The sequence below is a fragment of the Xanthomonas sacchari genome (assembly GCF_040529065.1).
Lineage (GTDB): Bacteria > Pseudomonadota > Gammaproteobacteria > Xanthomonadales > Xanthomonadaceae > Xanthomonas_A > Xanthomonas_A sacchari.
In genome coordinates this window covers 4,701,703-4,717,125 of the sequence record NZ_CP132343.1, presented here as the reverse complement: position 1 = coordinate 4,717,125, position 15,423 = coordinate 4,701,703, and the positions used below count along the sequence as shown (strand labels likewise).

At 69.7% G+C, this 15,423-nt stretch carries 15 protein-coding genes; 9 read left to right on the top strand and 6 right to left on the bottom strand.

The window, feature by feature from the left end; genetic code table 11:
* Positions 1 to 68: 68 nt before the first annotated feature.
* On the bottom strand, positions 69 to 959 hold the full coding sequence (locus tag RAB71_RS20045) for a PD40 domain-containing protein (RefSeq protein ID WP_010340309.1): 891 nt from the start codon (positions 957 to 959) through the stop codon (positions 69 to 71).
* 52 nt (positions 960 to 1,011) lie between these two features.
* On the opposite strand from RAB71_RS20045, the gene aroE reads away from it, so the two are divergent.
* The 8 genes from aroE (at position 1,012) to RAB71_RS20005 (ending at position 9,716) form a co-directional block, all read left to right on the top strand.
* The gene (aroE, locus tag RAB71_RS20040) at positions 1,012 to 1,860 is read left to right on the top strand and encodes a shikimate dehydrogenase (protein WP_010340310.1); all 849 of its coding nucleotides are present in this window, start codon (positions 1,012 to 1,014) and stop codon (positions 1,858 to 1,860) included.
* Between the two features lie 49 nt (positions 1,861 to 1,909).
* Positions 1,910 to 2,236, top strand: a complete 327-nt coding sequence (locus RAB71_RS20035) for a hypothetical protein (RefSeq protein WP_010340311.1) — start codon at positions 1,910 to 1,912, stop codon at positions 2,234 to 2,236.
* Between the two features lie 30 nt (positions 2,237 to 2,266).
* The gene (locus RAB71_RS20030) at positions 2,267 to 2,632 is read left to right on the top strand and encodes a hypothetical protein (protein WP_010340312.1); all 366 of its coding nucleotides are present in this window, start codon (positions 2,267 to 2,269) and stop codon (positions 2,630 to 2,632) included.
* A gap of 67 nt (positions 2,633 to 2,699) precedes the next feature.
* A complete protein-coding gene (gene dinG, locus RAB71_RS20025; protein WP_010340313.1) occupies positions 2,700 to 4,838 on the top strand; it encodes an ATP-dependent DNA helicase DinG in 2,139 nt (712 codons plus the stop codon).
* A 124-nt stretch (positions 4,839 to 4,962) separates the two neighbouring features.
* Positions 4,963 to 5,460 (top strand): hypothetical protein, encoded by a 498-nt coding sequence (locus tag RAB71_RS20020; protein ID WP_234006623.1) that lies wholly within the window; start codon positions 4,963 to 4,965, stop codon positions 5,458 to 5,460.
* A 305-nt stretch (positions 5,461 to 5,765) separates the two neighbouring features.
* Positions 5,766 to 7,289 carry a catalase KatB gene (katB, locus tag RAB71_RS20015; protein ID WP_010340315.1) on the top strand — a complete coding sequence of 508 codons (1,524 nt, stop codon included), beginning with the start codon at positions 5,766 to 5,768 and terminating at the stop codon, positions 7,287 to 7,289.
* 64 nt (positions 7,290 to 7,353) lie between these two features.
* Entirely contained in the window at positions 7,354 to 7,911 is a 558-nt protein-coding gene (locus RAB71_RS20010) for an ankyrin repeat domain-containing protein (RefSeq protein WP_010340316.1), read from the top strand.
* A gap of 233 nt (positions 7,912 to 8,144) precedes the next feature.
* Positions 8,145 to 9,716, top strand: a complete 1,572-nt coding sequence (locus RAB71_RS20005) for an SDR family NAD(P)-dependent oxidoreductase (protein WP_010340317.1) — start codon at positions 8,145 to 8,147, stop codon at positions 9,714 to 9,716.
* Between the two features lie 147 nt (positions 9,717 to 9,863).
* Here RAB71_RS20005 and RAB71_RS20000 read toward each other — a convergent pair whose 3' ends face one another.
* From RAB71_RS20000 to RAB71_RS19990, 3 genes are all read right to left on the bottom strand, one after another.
* Complete coding sequence (locus RAB71_RS20000; protein WP_236614864.1) at positions 9,864 to 10,184, bottom strand: hypothetical protein; 321 nt, start codon at positions 10,182 to 10,184, stop codon at positions 9,864 to 9,866.
* 271 nt (positions 10,185 to 10,455) lie between these two features.
* Entirely contained in the window at positions 10,456 to 10,878 is a 423-nt protein-coding gene (locus RAB71_RS19995) for a hypothetical protein (RefSeq protein WP_010340319.1), read from the bottom strand.
* Between the two features lie 138 nt (positions 10,879 to 11,016).
* Positions 11,017 to 11,484: a metallophosphoesterase family protein gene (locus tag RAB71_RS19990; RefSeq protein ID WP_029561721.1), complete on the bottom strand. Its 468-nt coding sequence runs from the start codon at positions 11,482 to 11,484 to the stop codon at positions 11,017 to 11,019.
* A 373-nt stretch (positions 11,485 to 11,857) separates the two neighbouring features.
* On the opposite strand from RAB71_RS19990, the gene RAB71_RS19985 reads away from it, so the two are divergent.
* A complete protein-coding gene (locus tag RAB71_RS19985) occupies positions 11,858 to 13,165 on the top strand; it encodes an MFS transporter (protein WP_010340321.1) in 1,308 nt (435 codons plus the stop codon).
* Between the two features lie 67 nt (positions 13,166 to 13,232).
* Here the strand turns inward: RAB71_RS19985 and acpA are convergent, their stop codons facing one another.
* A complete protein-coding gene (gene acpA / locus RAB71_RS19980) occupies positions 13,233 to 14,945 on the bottom strand; it encodes an acid phosphatase (protein WP_010340322.1) in 1,713 nt (570 codons plus the stop codon).
* Positions 14,946 to 15,108: 163 nt separating this feature from the next.
* Entirely contained in the window at positions 15,109 to 15,399 is a 291-nt protein-coding gene (locus tag RAB71_RS19975; RefSeq protein ID WP_010340323.1) for a hypothetical protein, read from the bottom strand.
* Between the last annotated feature and the right edge of the window lie 24 nt (positions 15,400 to 15,423).

The following is a 15,423-nucleotide window of genomic DNA, read 5'->3' as shown; positions in this document are numbered from 1 at the left end:
TGGTCCCGCTTGTTGTGTGTCGGCGCGGCAGCAGACCGGCATCTACCTTGAGCCGTCGCGCAACCCGCTTACCTGCAGTCGCCGCTACCGGTGGCGGTCGGCGCCTTGATCCGGTACAGGTCGCGCTTGCCGGCTCTGGGCGCGCGGGCGCTGCCGGACAGCAACAGTTCGCTGGGCTTGGACGCATCCAGCACCGCGCCGGCGGTGTGGCCGTCGCGACTGTTGAACGACAGCGCCAGCGGCTGCGGGTCCGCGTAGCGGCCGCCGGCGCATTGCGCCAGCAGCACCTGGCTGCTCGCACTGCCGTGCGCACGCGCGAACAGCAGCGCGCGGCCGTCGCCCAGCCAAGCGGCGTCGGTCTCGTCGTCGGCGCTGTTGACCCCGGCCAGCGCCTGCGGTGCGGTGAAGGTCTGACCCTGCAGGCGCGCCACGAACAGGTCCAGGCCGCCTGCGCCGCCATGGCCGTCGCTGGCGAACAGCAGCCGCGTGCCGTCCAGCGACAGGGCCGGCGCACGCTCGTTGCCCGGCGAATTCACCGCCGCGCCCAGGTTCTGCGGCGCACCGTAGCCGCCATCGGCCAGCACCGGCGCGCGGTACAGGTCGCTGCCGCCGTGGCCGCCGGGACGATCGGAGGCGAAGTACAGCCAGTGTCCGTCGGCGCTGAAGAACGGGTCGCTGTCCAGGTTCGGCGAGTTGAGCGGTGCCGGCAGCGGCTGCGGGTCGCTCCAGCGGCCGTCGCGCAGCAGCGCCTGCCAGAGGTCGCCGCCGCCGGGGCCGCCGGCGCGGTCGGGACTGGCCCAGACGATGCGCTGGCCGTCTGCAGACACGCTGGCGCGGGTCTCATCGGCAGCGGTGGACACCACGCCCATGCCCTCGATGCCGAATTCGGAAAGCGCGAACGCACACGGCGCGCAGAGTAAACTCGCGGCCAGCACGAGCGGCAGGGCAGGGGTCCGCATGAGGGATTCCATGGAATGTCGCCGCCAGTCTAAAACAACCAACGAGCGCTCCATGCCCAACTCCCGTTTTGCCGTGTTCGGCCATCCCGTCGCCCATTCGCTGTCGCCGCGCATCCACGCCGCCTTCGCCAAGCAGACCGGCATCGCCCTGCAATACGAGGCGATCGACGTCCAGGCCGACGGGTTCGCCGCGGCGCTGGCCGCCTTCGCCGCCGACGGCGGTGTCGGCGCCAACGTGACCCTGCCGCTGAAGGAAGCCGCGTTCGCGCTCAGCGTGGTGCACAGCGCACGCGCGCAGTCGGCCGGTGCGGTCAACACGCTCAGCTACCGCGATGGCCAGTGGCACGGCGACAACACCGACGGCGCCGGCCTGGTGCGCGACCTGACCGACCGCAACGGCCTGGACCTGCGCGGCCGCCGCGCGCTGCTGCTGGGCGCCGGCGGCGCCGCGCGCGGCGTGGCGCCGGCGCTGCTGGAGGCCGGCGTGCAGCAACTGGTGGTGGTCAACCGGGCGCCGGAACGCGCCGATGCGCTGGTCGATGCGCTGGGCGAGCCGGCCCGCGCGATCTCGCGCTACTGGGAAGACCTGCGCGAGCTGGGCGATTTCGAACTGATCGTCAACGCCACCACCATCGGCCGCGATCCGGCCGCCAGCTTCACGTTGCCGCTGTCGCTGATCAACAGCATGACCCTGGCGGTGGACCTGAACTACGGCGAGGTGGCGATCGCGTTCCTGGCCTGGGCGCGCGCGGCGCACTGCCGCGACACCGTGGACGGCCTGGGCATGCTGGTGGAACAGGCGGCCGAGAGCTTCGAGGCATGGCATGGCGTGCGCCCGGACACCGATCCGGTGTATGCCGCGCTGCGCGAGCGCGATGCGGTCCTGGTCAGCGCCGACTGACGCCTGCGTCTTCATCGAGAGGAACGACTGCGTGGACACTGGACTTGCGATGCAAATGTTGACGACCCTGCTGTTCCAACTGCCGGTCGTGGTGGTGTACGTGGTGGGCATGGCGCTGCTGGCCACGCGGCGCCCCGGCCGCCCACGGACGCTGGGCCTGTGCGGGTTGAGCCTCATGCTGGTGGTGATGCTGCTGGGCACGGCGCTGTCGATGTTGCCGATGTGGCTGATGTCGCGTGGCGCCAGCCTGTCCCAGTTCACCATGTGGCTGGGCGTGCTGCGCGCGGTCCTCAGCCTGATGTTGACGGTGGGCGTGCTGCTGGTGGTCCTGGCGCTGCGCTTCGCCCTGCCGCCGCGCGTGGCGGCGCCGCACTGACCGACGACACCGGATTCGAGGGAGGGCGCGATGCTGGCAACGGGGCTGCACCCGCTTCTGGACACGAGCGTGCTGACCGGCGCGCTCGGCCTGCTGGCGCGCCTGTTGCTGCCGCTGATCGCCCTGCTGCTGCTCCCGCGGCTGGCGCCGGGCCGCGCGCGCACCCTGGCCCGGCTCGGGCTGACGGTGTTGCTGATGGACGCGATCCTGCCGCGGCTGTTGAACGCGGTGCTGGGCTCGGTGGCGCTGCTGTCCCCGCAGTTCCGCGGTGTCCATCCGGACGCTTCCGCGCTGGTGCATCTGCTGGACGATGCGCTGTACGTGGCCGGCCTGGCGTTGCTGCTGCGCGCGCTGTGGCTGGCGCTGCCGCGCAAGGCCGCGCCGCCGCTGCCATAACGCGGCGCGCAGTACTGTTCGGTTCCCGCGTTTCAGTCCCTGCGACGGGACGTGAGAAAATGCCGGGATGACCGATTCCGCTTCGCCGTCGACGCCGCCCGCGTCCGGCCCGTCCCCGCGCCAGCTCACCGAACCGGTCAAGCTGGCGATCCGCGATGCCTACGCCAAGCTGCAGGCCAATACGCCGGGCTTCCGCGTGCGCCGTGCGCAGAGCCAGATGATCGGCGTGGTCTCGCGCGCGCTGGGCACCTCCGGCGGGGTGGGCGTGGCCGAGGCGCCCACCGGCGTCGGCAAGAGCCTGGGCTATCTGACCGCCGGCGTGCCGATCGCCCTGGCCAGCAAGAAGAAGCTGGTGATCAGCACCGGCACGGTGGCGTTGCAGTCGCAGCTGGTCGAGCGCGACATCCCGGCCTTCCTCAAGGCCACCGGGCTGGAGGCCACCGTGGCGCTGGCCAAGGGCCGCACCCGTTACCTGTGCACGCGCAACGTCGCCGAGCTGCATGGCGAGGCCGCGCAGGACAGCATGTTCGAGGACGAGGCGCCGCTGTACGACCGCCCGCTGAGTCCGGCCGAGGCCGAGCAGGCGCGGGCGCTGGCCAAGGCCTACGCCGACCGGACCTGGAACGGCGATCTGGATGCTGCGCCGGAGCCGGTGCCGCCGTCGCTGCGCGCGCGCATCACCACCAATGCGGCCGGCTGCGCCGGGCGGCGCTGTTCGTTCGCAGTGCAGTGTCCGGTGCTGAAGGCGCGCAGCGAGGTGCGCGACGCGCAGATCGTGGTCACCAACCATGCCCTGCTGCTGTCGGCGCTGTCGCTGGGCGACAGCGACAACGGCCAGCCGCTGATCGCGCCGCCGTCGGACATGCTGCTGGTGCTCGACGAAGGCCACCACATCGCCGGCGTGGCCATCGACCAGGGCGCGGCGAACCTGCCGCTGGACGAGATGGCGCGGCGCACCGGCCGCCTGCAGGCGCTGGTCGGCGCCGCCTACCGGCTCGCCGACAAGGACCGCATCGGCAATCAGTTGCCCAACGAGGCGGTCGAACTCGCCGCGCGGGTGGCCAAGGGCCTGAAGGCATTCCGCGCCGAGATCGAACGGGTGTGGGTGCCGGAGCCGGGCCAGGACGAACCGATGTGGCGCGCGCCCAATGGCCGCCTGCCCGAGGACTGGAAGCCGCTGATCGATGCGCAGGCGCAGGACACCGGGGCGCTGCTGAACTGGGTGCAGGCCGCGCACCAGATGGCGGCCAAGTCCAAGCAGGAGGACGCGGCCAAGGAGCGCCTGCAGCGCAACCTGGGCATGGCCCTGGAGATGGTCGAGCAGCAGTACGCGCTGTGGCTGGGCTGGCGCCGCGAGGACCAGGACGGGCAGCCGCCGATGGCGCGCTGGATCACCGCCTCGCGCGATGCCGATCTGATCTGCCATTGCTCGCCGGTGTCGGCCGCGCAGGTGCTGCGCTCGCTGCTGTGGAGCGAGGTGGACGCGGCGGTGCTGACCTCGGCCACGCTCACCGGCGGCGGCGATTTCCAGGCGCTGGCGATCGACAACGGCCTGCCCGCGCATGCGGAGATGGTGTCGCTGTCCTCGCCGTTCGACCTGCCCAACCAGGCCGAGCTGATCGTGCCGGCGTTCCCGGTGGCGCCGGACGACCGCGAGGGCCATCCACGCGAAGTGGCGCGCTACCTGGTGCGCGAACTGGACTGGGGCAAGGGCTCGATCGTGCTGTTCACCTCGCGCTGGAAGATGCTCAAGGTGGCCGACCTGCTGCCGATCGCGCAGCGCAACCGCGTGCTGGTGCAGGGCGAGGGCTCCAAGTCGCAAATGATCGGCGAGCACATGCGCCGCATCGCCGCCGGCGAAGGCTCGGTGCTGTTCGGCCTCAATTCCTTCGGCGAGGGCCTGGACCTGCCGGGCGAGGCCTGCACCACGGTGGTCATCACCCAGGTGCCGTTCGCGGTGCCGACCGATCCGCAGACCGCCACGCTCGGCGAATGGTTCGAGAGCCGCGGTCTCAACGCCTTCAACCTGATCGCGGTGCCGCACGCGCTGCGCACCCTGACCCAGTTCGCCGGCCGCCTGATCCGCACCGCCGACGACCACGGCCGCGTGATCATTCTCGATTCGCGGCTGCTGACCAAGCGCTACGGCAAGCGCATCATCGATGCGTTGCCGCCGTTCAAGCGGGTGATCGGCCAGCGGATGTGACGTCCGTTGGGCTGCCGATGTGACGCCGTGCGCCAAGCCGGCATCGCATGCGTGGGAACCCGTAAGCACGCGGACAGGCCGCGCGCACTGGTCTAGTATCGCGGGCGACAGGGGGAACATCATCATGCGAATCGCCACACGCTGGGCGTTCGGAGCGGCGTTGTGCGTGCTGACCAGCATCGCCGCGGCGGGTCCGATCGGTGCACCGACAGATGACGCTGCCGCGGCAGCGCCGGCCAATCCGGCCTATCGCACGCAACTGCTGCAGTTGATCAGCGACGACGCGCAGGCACGCGCCGATCTCAAGCGGGACTACTCGCCGCAGCGGCTGCAGCACGACACCGTCTCGCTGCGCGCGTATGCACGCGAGGTGCGCATGGCGCAGAAGCAAAGCCAGGAGCGCCTGACCGATCTGATCCGGCGCCAGGGCTTTCCCGATACGCAGGCGGTCGGCGCCGAGACGGCGCACGCAGTGTTCCTGATCGCCCAGCGCATCAACGAGCCTGGCTTTCGCGCCGACTTCCAGCGCGGCATCGATGCGGCCGTGCAGCGCGCCGCCTATAGCCAAGCCGATCAGGCACTGTTCGCCGATCGCAGCCGCGCGCTGAGCGCCAAGCGCTAGCGTCCGCCATCACGGCGATACGCGGGGTGCATCGCGCCGCGGTGCGCTTGCGGCCGCATCGCCAGGCATCGCCGCTGCTGATGGCACGCGCGCGCGTCTACATTTTGCGGTCGATCTGCAGCTGCATCGTCGTCGAGTGACGCTGCGACGACGCTGCAGCTGCAACGGATTGCGCGCTCTACCAATGGTCGCGATCACAGTGCGCGGACGCGATTGGCCGCGTCGATGGCATCGATCGCAAGGAACGAATGTTCTGCGCGCCGGACTGCCGCCATGCTGCAGCTCCCTTCACGCGAGCCGACGCCATGCGCCCTGGATCCCTGTTGTTGCTTGTCCTGTTGTCGCCTTCCCTGATCCTGTCGGCCAGTGCCGCACAGTCCACGCTCACCCGCGACAACGGTGCGCCGGTGGGCGACAACCAGAACTCGCAGACCGCCGGGCCCAACGGCCCGACGCTGCTGCAGGACGTGCAACTGATCCAGAAGCTGCAGCGTTTCGACCGCGAGCGCATTCCCGAGCGCGTGGTGCACGCGCGCGGCACCGGTGTGCATGGCGAGTTCACCGCCACCGCCGACATCTCCGAACTGAGCAAGGCCAAGGTATTCGCGCCGGGCACGACCACGCCGGTGTTCGTGCGCTTCTCCTCGGTGGTGCACGGCAACCATTCGCCGGAGACGCTGCGCGATCCGCACGGCTTCGCCACCAAGTTCTACACCAGCGAAGGCAACTGGGACCTGGTGGGCAACAACTTCCCCACCTTCTTCATCCGCGACGCGATCAAGTTCCCGGACATGGTGCATGCGTTCAAGCCGGACCCGCGCACCAACCTCGACGACGATGCGCGCCGCTTCGATTTCTTCTCGCACGTGCCCGAGGCGACCCGCACCCTGACCCTGCTGTACTCCAACGAAGGCACGCCGGCCGGCTACCGCTTCATGGACGGCAACGGCGTGCATGCCTACAAGCTGGTCAACGCGCAGGGCCAGGTGCACTACGTCAAGTTCCACTGGAAGAGCCTGCAGGGCATCAAGAACCTGGATCCGCAGCAGGTGGTGGCGGTGCAGGGCAAGGACTACAGCCACCTGACCAACGACCTGGTCGGCGCGATCAAGCGCGGCGACTATCCGAAGTGGGACCTGTACATCCAGGTGCTCGCGCCCGAGGACCTGGCCAAGTTCGACTTCGATCCGCTGGATGCCACCAAGATCTGGCCGGGCGTGCCCGAGCGCAAGATCGGGCAGATGGTGCTGAACAGGAACGTGGACAACTTCTTCCAGGAGACCGAGCAGGTGGCGATGGCGCCGGCCAACCTGGTGCCGGGCATCGAGCCGTCGGAAGACCGCCTGCTGCAGGGACGCATCTTCTCCTACGCCGACACCCAGCTGTACCGCGTCGGCACCAACGGCCTGAGCCTGCCGGTGAACCGGCCGCGCGTGGCAGTGAACAATGGCAACCAGGACGGCGCGATGAACGCCGGCAGCACCAGCAGCGGCGTGAACTACGAGCCGAGCCGGCTCAGCCCGCGTCCGCAGGATCCGAACGCGCGCTACAGCCAGTTGCCGCTGTCCGGCACCACCCAGCAGGCCAGGATCGCGCGCGAGCAGAACTTCAAGCAGGCCGGCGAGCTGTTCCGCAGCTACAGCAAGAAGGAGCAGCAGGACCTGATCCAGAGCTTCGGCGAATCGCTGGCCGGCACCGACGACGCGAGCAAGCACATCATGCTCTCGTTCCTGTACAAGGCCGACCCGGCCTACGGCAGCGGCGTGGCGCGGGTGGCCAAGGGCGACCTGGCGCGGGTCAAGCAACTGGCCGCGCAGCTGCAGGATTGATACGTCCCACGCGCGGCCCGGCGGCGGCATCGCCGCGCCGCGCACTTTCTTGCGGAGACTCCTTATGCATCGTGTTGTTCTCTTCCTTCTTGGCCTCGCGGTCAGCGCCACGGCGGTCGCTGCACCGGCCGCGCCTGCGGCGCCCGATCCGGCCGCGGTGCAGGCGCAGTTGCGCACCTATTTCTTCGATGCCGCGCGGCAGGGCCGCCAGGACATGCTGGCCGAGTTTATCCGTGCCCATTACGACCTCGATACCCGCGACGACAAGGGCTACACCGCGCTGATCCTGGCCGCCTATCACGGCCAGCAGGCGACGGTGGAACAGTTGCTGCGCGCCGGTGCCGACCCCTGCGCGCAGGACAAGCGCGGCAACACCGCGCTGATGGGCGCGATCTTCAAGGGCGAGCTGAGCATCGCCAAGCGGCTGATGCAGGCCGATTGCGCACCGGACCAGCGCAACAACGCCGGGCAGACCGCAGCGATGTACGCGGCCCTGTTCCAGCGCACCGAGGTGCTGAAGGAACTCGCCGCCAAGGGCGCCGACCTGCAGGCCAAGGATGCGCAGGGCAACGACGTGGCCAAGCTGCAGCGCGGCGAGTTCGCGACCGCACCGGCACGCTGAGCGGTCCCGGCCTGTCTCCGGGGCGGGTGTCGGGCACGGCGATCGCAGCGCGCGTGGATCGCAGGCCGCGGATCGGCGAAAATGCCCGGGTGGCCGGTTCCTCCGGCCCGCCGCGGCCCGTGCCGCTGCCGTTCCCGCTTCGGCGGGCGGTGGCGCATCAGGGCCGCGTGCTGCCCTGTCGGCGTCGTGCCGGCGCTCTGCCGCGGCTCGCCGTCGCCCATCCCGGATCTGTCTTGAACGCCACTGCCCCTGTTTCGCCCGACGACCTGCCCCTGGCCGAGCGCCTGCGCATTGCCCTAGACCTGCTCGAGGCCATCGCCGCCGACCGGCGCGTGCTCGATACCCTGCCGGAGGCCGAGCGCGTGCGCCTGCTGCAGGTGGTTGCCCAGGTCTTCAACCCCGAGCCCAAGGCGCGGCGCAAGCTGCTCAAGGAACAGGCGCGCGAGCGCCACCAGGAGAAGGTGCGCAAGGCCGAGGAACTGCTGGCGCAGACCGGCATTCGCGCGCTGCGGCGCAAGCCGGTATTCAGCACGCCCAACTATTTCCCGCCGCACACGCCCGAAGCGCTGATCCACGCGCAGGCCGCGGCGGCCGAGCCGGCGGCGCACTCGCCCGAGCTGCGCCACTGCTACGTGTGCAAGCAGAAGTACACCGAGCTGCACCACTTCTACGACCAGATGTGCCCGCCCTGCGCCGAGTTGAACTACGTCAAGCGCACCGAGACCGCGGACCTGCGCGGGCGCGTGGCGCTGCTCACCGGCGGCCGGGTCAAGATCGGCTACCAGGCCGGGCTCAAGCTGCTGCGCGCCGGCGCCGAGCTGATCGTGACCACACGCTTCCCGCGCGACTCGGCCGCGCGCTACGCGCAGGAGCCGGATTTCGCCGAGTGGGGCCATCGCCTGCAGGTGTACGGGCTGGATCTGCGCCACACGCCCAGCGTCGAGGCGTTCTGCAGCGAGCTGCTGGCGACCCGCACGCGCCTGGATTTCATCGTCAACAACGCCTGCCAGACCGTGCGCCGGCCGCCGCAGTTCTACGCGCACATGCTGGCCGGCGAAACTGCCGCGCTGCACGAGCTGCCCGAGCACGTGCGCCGGCTGGTGGGCCAGTACGAAGGCCTGCGCGGCCCCGACCTGCTGCCGGCCGGCGGCAACACGCTGCCGGCCGGAGCCGGCAATGGACGCGCCGGTGCCGACGGTCTGCTGCGCGCCGCGGAACTGTCGCAGGTGCCGCTGCTGGCCGACGACCTGCTCGCCCAGCAGCACCTGTTCCCGGAAGGACGGCTGGACCAGGACCTGCAGCAGGTGGACCTGCGCGGGCGCAACTCCTGGCGCCTGCTGCTGGACGAAGTGTCCTCGGTGGAGCTGCTGGAGACGCAACTGGTCAACGCGGTCGCGCCGTTCGTCCTCAACGCGCGGCTCAAGCCGCTGATGCTGCGCACGCCCGAGCGCGACAAGCACATCGTCAACGTGTCGGCGATGGAGGGGCAGTTCTACCGCAACTTCAAAACCACCCGGCATCCGCACACCAACATGGCCAAGGCCGCGTTGAACATGATGACCCGCACCTCGGCGGCCGATTACCAGAACGACGGCATCCACATGAACAGCGTGGACACCGGCTGGGTCACTGACGAGGATCCGGCCGAGATCGCCGCGCGCAAGGTGCAGGAAGAGCGCTTCCATCCGCCGCTGGACATCGTCGACGGCGCCGCGCGCATCGTCGATCCGATCATCCACGGCTTCAACACCGGCGAGCACGTGTGGGGCCAGTTCCTCAAGGACTACGCGCCGACGGACTGGTGAGAGGCGGCGCGGGAGCGGACTGCAGGAACGCGTCGCTTCCATGTTCCGACGATCGCCGCGGCCATGCCGGCAGCGTTGTCGTGCTTGCGGATGTCAGTCGCTGGCGACCACACGCTGCATGGTGCCGCTGTAGCCCCAGGCGAATTGTTACCACTGATCGGTCGGGGGAACGTCGAGATTGTTCACCGTGCGCTGCCAGTAGACGATCATCTCGTCATTGGAGGTCCGCGCAAGCGTGAACGACGACGACTCGACCCAGACGCCGTCCTCATCGCGTCCGGAGGTGGTGCTGTAGATGAGCGCATGCGGGCCGGAATTGCGCATGCGGAACTGCCCGGGCTTCATTTCCTGCCACGTTCCCCTGACCAGGTTGTACACGCGCACGTGCCAGCGCGAAACCACGAAGCGAAAACGCATGGGGAAGCCTGCGCTATCCACGTAATGCGGCGCGTCGAATCCGTCGAGCATGCCTTCCCACCTGCCTTGAAAGTCGAATCTGGCATCGATCGCGTGGTCCAGGACGGGACGTGGCCGATACGTGTAGAGCGGCGCGGTGATGGTGGCGCAGGAGCTCGTCAGCAGGCACAACGCAAGCGCAACGGTCCAGGGTCTACATGCTTTCATGGCACATGGCATCCGATTCGATCGGCCAGCAGCCGGTTCGACATGGTGGGTGTGTAAGAGACGCATCCGGATCGGGAAGATCGGGCGATGCGCTGGAGGTGTTGCTCGACGGCGCTCAACGGGATGGATCGGAGGCGGCGGTCGCCTCGTCTTGGTCACGTTCGCGGCCCCAGAACTCCACCATGATGGTCATCATGGTCCACACGATCAGCGTCGGCTGCACCTTGTCCGGCAGCAGTGCCTGGCCCTTGAGCATCACGTCGATCACCTTCGGCAGCGCCAGCACCATCAGCAGGGTGTAGATCGCGTACGCCACCCGGTGCCGGCTGCTGGAAATGAACAGGATCGAGGTGACCAGGCTGGCGAGCACGCCCAGGACCACACCGAACTGCCAGGCGTTGAGGCGTTCGGTGCCGGTGAGCACCAGGCCCAGGACGGCACCGAAGAACATGTTCAGGCCGTTGAGATTGGCCTGGTACTCGTCCTTGGTCATGCGGCCGAGGCCGACCTTGCCGAACACGTTCCATCCCTTGCGCATGCTTGCTCCCCTTCGCGCTGTCGCATCCTGGCGCCGCCACGCCCATCCGCTGGCCGCACGCCTCCCCGCGCCCACTGTAGCGAAGATCGCGCGCGTTCGTCGCCTGCCCGCCGCGAGCGGGGGGCGCTGGTGCGCGCGCTAGCCCAGGGTCTGCAATTCGCCGCGCGGGCCGTCTGATGTCAGGTACAGATGCCCGACGCTGATCGGCAGGCGGAAGCGGCGCGGCCCGGCGCTGCCGGGATTGAGATAGAGCACCCCGTCGCGGGTCTGCAGCGACGGCATGTGCGAGTGGCCGCTGATCACCACGTCCACACCGTCGGCGACGTGGTCCAGTGTCTTCAGGTCGTGGCGCACGTGCAGGCGCACGCCGTCGATGTCCAGGTCCAGGGTCTCGGGCAGTGCCTGCGCCCACGGCGCGGTATCGATGTTGCCGCGGATCGCGTGCAGCGGTGCCAGTGCCCGCAGCGCCTCCAGCACGTCCGCTTTGCCGATGTCGCCGGCATGCACGATGGCGGCACAGCCGCGCAGCGCCTCCAGTGCCTCGGGCCGCAGCAGGCCATGGGTGTCGGCGATCACGCCGAGATGCAGCGGTCGAACGGGACGCATCGGGGGTGCTTCCTGGGGCATGACCAGCGTGCAGCCTACCGATTCGGGAGTGGCGGTGTGGTCGACATGCGCGTGCGCGCCAGATTCGGCGGAGCTGGCCGCGCCAGGCATCGTGCGCGGATGTGCAAGTTGGATCAACGCCTGCACCGGCATCTGCGCGCATCGCCGGCGCGTCGCAGTGCATCCCGGCGTTGCAACAGCGAGTGTCCAGGAGCCGCGCCCTCGGATCGCCATGCATTAACCCGCACGTAGCGGCGCGCTGCTCCATGGCGGCATGCGCACGCGTCGTGTTGTACCGTTGCCACGCGCGCTGCCCACGCTGTCGTATCGCATCGCAAGGCGGCGCCGTTTCTTCTCCAGCAGACTTCGACCGATGACCGCTCCCGCACCAACCCCAGCCACCGCCGATGCCGCGCCGCACGGTGCCGCCGCCGTGTTCCGTGTGGTCACCGGCAACTTCCTCGAGATGTACGACTTCATGGTCTATGGCTTCTATGCCACGGCCATCGGCCATGCGTTCTTCCCGGCGAAAAGCGCGTTCGCCTCGCTGATGCTGTCGCTGGCCACGTTCGGCGCCGGTTTCCTGATGCGGCCGATCGGCGCGCTGGTGCTGGGCGGTTATATTGACCGGCACGGCCGCCGCAAGGGCCTGATCCTGACCCTGGGGCTGATGTCGGCGGGCGTGCTGCTGATCGCCTTCGTCCCCGGCTACGGCACCATCGGCGTGCTGGCGCCGGTGCTGGTGCTGCTTGGCCGCCTGCTGCAGGGCTTTTCCGCCGGCGCCGAGCTGGGCGGCGTGTCGGTGTATCTGGCCGAGATCGCCACGCCGGGCCGGCGGGGCTTCTACGTGGCCTGGCAGTCGGCCAGCCAGCAGGTGGCGGTGGTGTTCGCCGCTGCGCTCGGCGTCGCCCTGCATGCGCTGCTGTCCGACAGCGTGATGGACAGCTGGGGCTGGCGCGTGCCGTTCGCCATCGGCAGCCTGATCGTGCCGCTGATCTTCCTGATCCGCCGCTCGCTGCAGGAAACCCCGGAGTTCGCCGCGCGCCAGGCGCCGGACCTGGCCGGCATCGCCCGCTCGCTGCGCGCCAATGTCGGCTTGATCCTGGCCGGCGTGGGCATGGTGATGATGACTACCGTGTCGTTCTACCTGATCACCGCCTACATGCCGACCTACGGCCGTGCCGAGCTGCACCTGAGCGAGCTGGACAGCCTGGTGGTGACCGGCTGCATCGGCCTGTCCAACTTCGTGTGGCTGCCGGTGATGGGCGCGCTGAGCGACCGCATCGGCCGCAAGCCGCTGCTGGTGTTCGCCAGCGTGGCGATGCTGCTGACGGTGTGGCCGGCGCTGCAGTGGCTGGTCGACGCGCCCTCGTTCGGTCGGCTGCTGCTGGTCGGCGAGTGGCTGTCGCTGCTGTACGGCGCCTACAACGGCGCGATGGTGGTGGCGCTGACCGAGGTGATGCCTGCCGAGGTGCGCACCACCGGCTTCTCGCTGGCCTACAGCCTGGCCACCGCCACGATGGGCGGCTTCACCCCGGCGGTGTCCACCTGGCTGATCCACACCACGCATAGCCGCGCGGCGCCGGCGCTGTGGCTGTCGCTGGCGGCGCTGATCGGTCTGGTCTGCACCTGGCTGCTGTTCCGCCGCCAACGCGGCGCCGGCACCTTCCACGCCGCCTGAGCGCGGCACTGCGTGAGGCAGGACAGGGCGGCGGCAGTCCGCCGCGCCCTGCGCAACGCGCGCCGGTCTAACCCAGATCCAGCGCGGCGGTGAGGTCGCCCGGCACCATGCCGCTGGCGGCGTGCATCGCGCGCTCGCGCTCGACCAGGCCCGGCAACGGCTCCAGGTCGAAGCGGCGGGTGATGAAGCGCAGGATCGAGCCGGTGTCGTAGACGCTGTGGTCGACGTGGCCGCGCCTGGCGTGCGGCGACACCACCAGCGCCGGGATGCGCGAACCCGGACCCCAGCGGTCGGCCTTGGGCGGCGCCACGTGATCCCACCAGCCGCCGTTCTCGTCGAAGGTGATGAACACGACGGTCTTCTCCCACAGCGGGCTGGTGCGCAGCGCCTCCACCACCATCGCGATGTGGCGATCGCCGGCGGCCACGTCGGAATAGCCAGCGTGCATGTTGAGGTTGCCCTGCGGCTTGTAGAACGTCACCGGCGGCAGCGTGCCGGCCTGCACGTCGGCGAGGAAGCGGTTCTGCGGGGCGCTGTCGCCCAGGCCGCCGTCGCGCAGGCGCCGCGCCCGTGCCGGCGTGCCCGGAGCGAGGTTGGCGAAGTAGTTGAACGGCTGGTGGTGGATCTGGAAGTTGGGGCTGCCCGGGAACTCGCTGGTATCGCCGGTGTCGCCCTTGCCCTGCACCGCCAGCGCCCAGCCACCGGCGTACCAGGCCCAGTCCACGCCCTTGGCGTCGAGCGCATCGCCGATATGGCGGTGGGTCTGCGCCGGCAGCGTGTTGGGGCTGTTCGGGTCGGCGTAGTCCGGGCGCGCCGGATCCTGGCTGGTGCTGGGCTGGAACGGCGGGCTCAGGGTGTTGATCGCCCAGAAATCCGGGGTCAGCGCGCCGTTGCGCACGAAGCGCGGCCGGCCGTTGAGCGCGGTGCCCGGCGAATCGTCCTGCACCGCCAGACGGATCTCGTCCGGGCGGTCGCTGGCCAGCACGCTGATCTGCGTCCGCCCCGGGCTGCTGTCGGCCTTGGGGTAGTACGGCGGCTGCGCGGCGATCAGGTACTGGTGGTTGAGGAACGAGCCGCCGAACGCACCCATGAAGAAGTTGTCGCACAGCGTGTACTCGCGGGCCAGGCTCCACAGCCGTAGCGTGGCCGGCGCATCGGCGTAGTGGCCCATCACCAGGCCACCGGCGTCGCTCCATGCGGCGAAGCCGTCGTTGCGGCCGCCATTGATCTGCATCTGGTTCTCGTAGAAGCGATGCACCAGGTCGCGGGTCACGATGCCGTGCGGCAGCAACTGGCCGTCGGGCGTGCGCAGCGCGAACGGCGCGTTGGGCAGCGGCCCGATCGCGTCCTCGCCGATCTTGTAGCGGCGGTGCGCCACCACCTGTTCGTCCGGCGCCAGCCCGCCCCAGATCGGCGGCAGGATATCGAGCACGCTGCCGTCGCGGTCCACCTGCCGCGCTTGCGCCGGCGTCACCTTGGACAGCGGCTGCTGCAGCCCGGGGAACTCCGGGAACAGGTTGTTGAAGCTGCGGTTCTCGGCGTAGATCACCACCACATGCTCGATCTTCTGCCGCAGTTGCCGATCCAGTTCCGTCGCCGACAGCGCACGCGCTGGCGCGCGCTTGGCGGTTTCGGCCTGGGCCTCGGCGGGGCCGCCGAGCGCCAGGGCGCTGCCGGCCAGCGCCAGGCCGCCGAGCAGGCGTCGGCGTTGCGGGTTTTCGGGGGTGGTGTCGGTGTCGGCGGGCGGGGTGGACGCAGGATCCTGGGGCGGCTTCTTCACGGGGTCATCGGGCGAGGGAAAAGGCACCCGCCAGTGTGGGCCGCGTGAATGACAAGTCAAAGCGAGGCGGTCCCACTCCGGGGCCGACGTTCAGCGGCCGTATCGCAGGCCGCGTTTCTCGGATGACCGATGACGCTGCGGCACGCGGTGCCAGTGTGCGACCTCAGCGGCGCACCCGCGCGCGGCCGAATATCTGCTCGCACAGCACCACATAGTCGCCCGAGCCGTCGCGCGCGGCCGCGCCGCTGGCGATGGCGGTGCTCAGCGCCGGGCCCAGCCGCGCTTCGCCCAGGCGCGCGACCAGTTCTGTCAGATGCGTCTGGAACCGGTGCTGCATGTCGGCGATCTGCCGGGCATGGTGTCCGAGCCAGGCATAGCCCTTGTCGTTGTACGCGGCGGCACCGTGCAAGGTCTCGGCCAGATCGCGTTGCAGGTCCTGCGGGTCGGTGGGCATCGTCGCGTGCGGAAAACGGGGCCG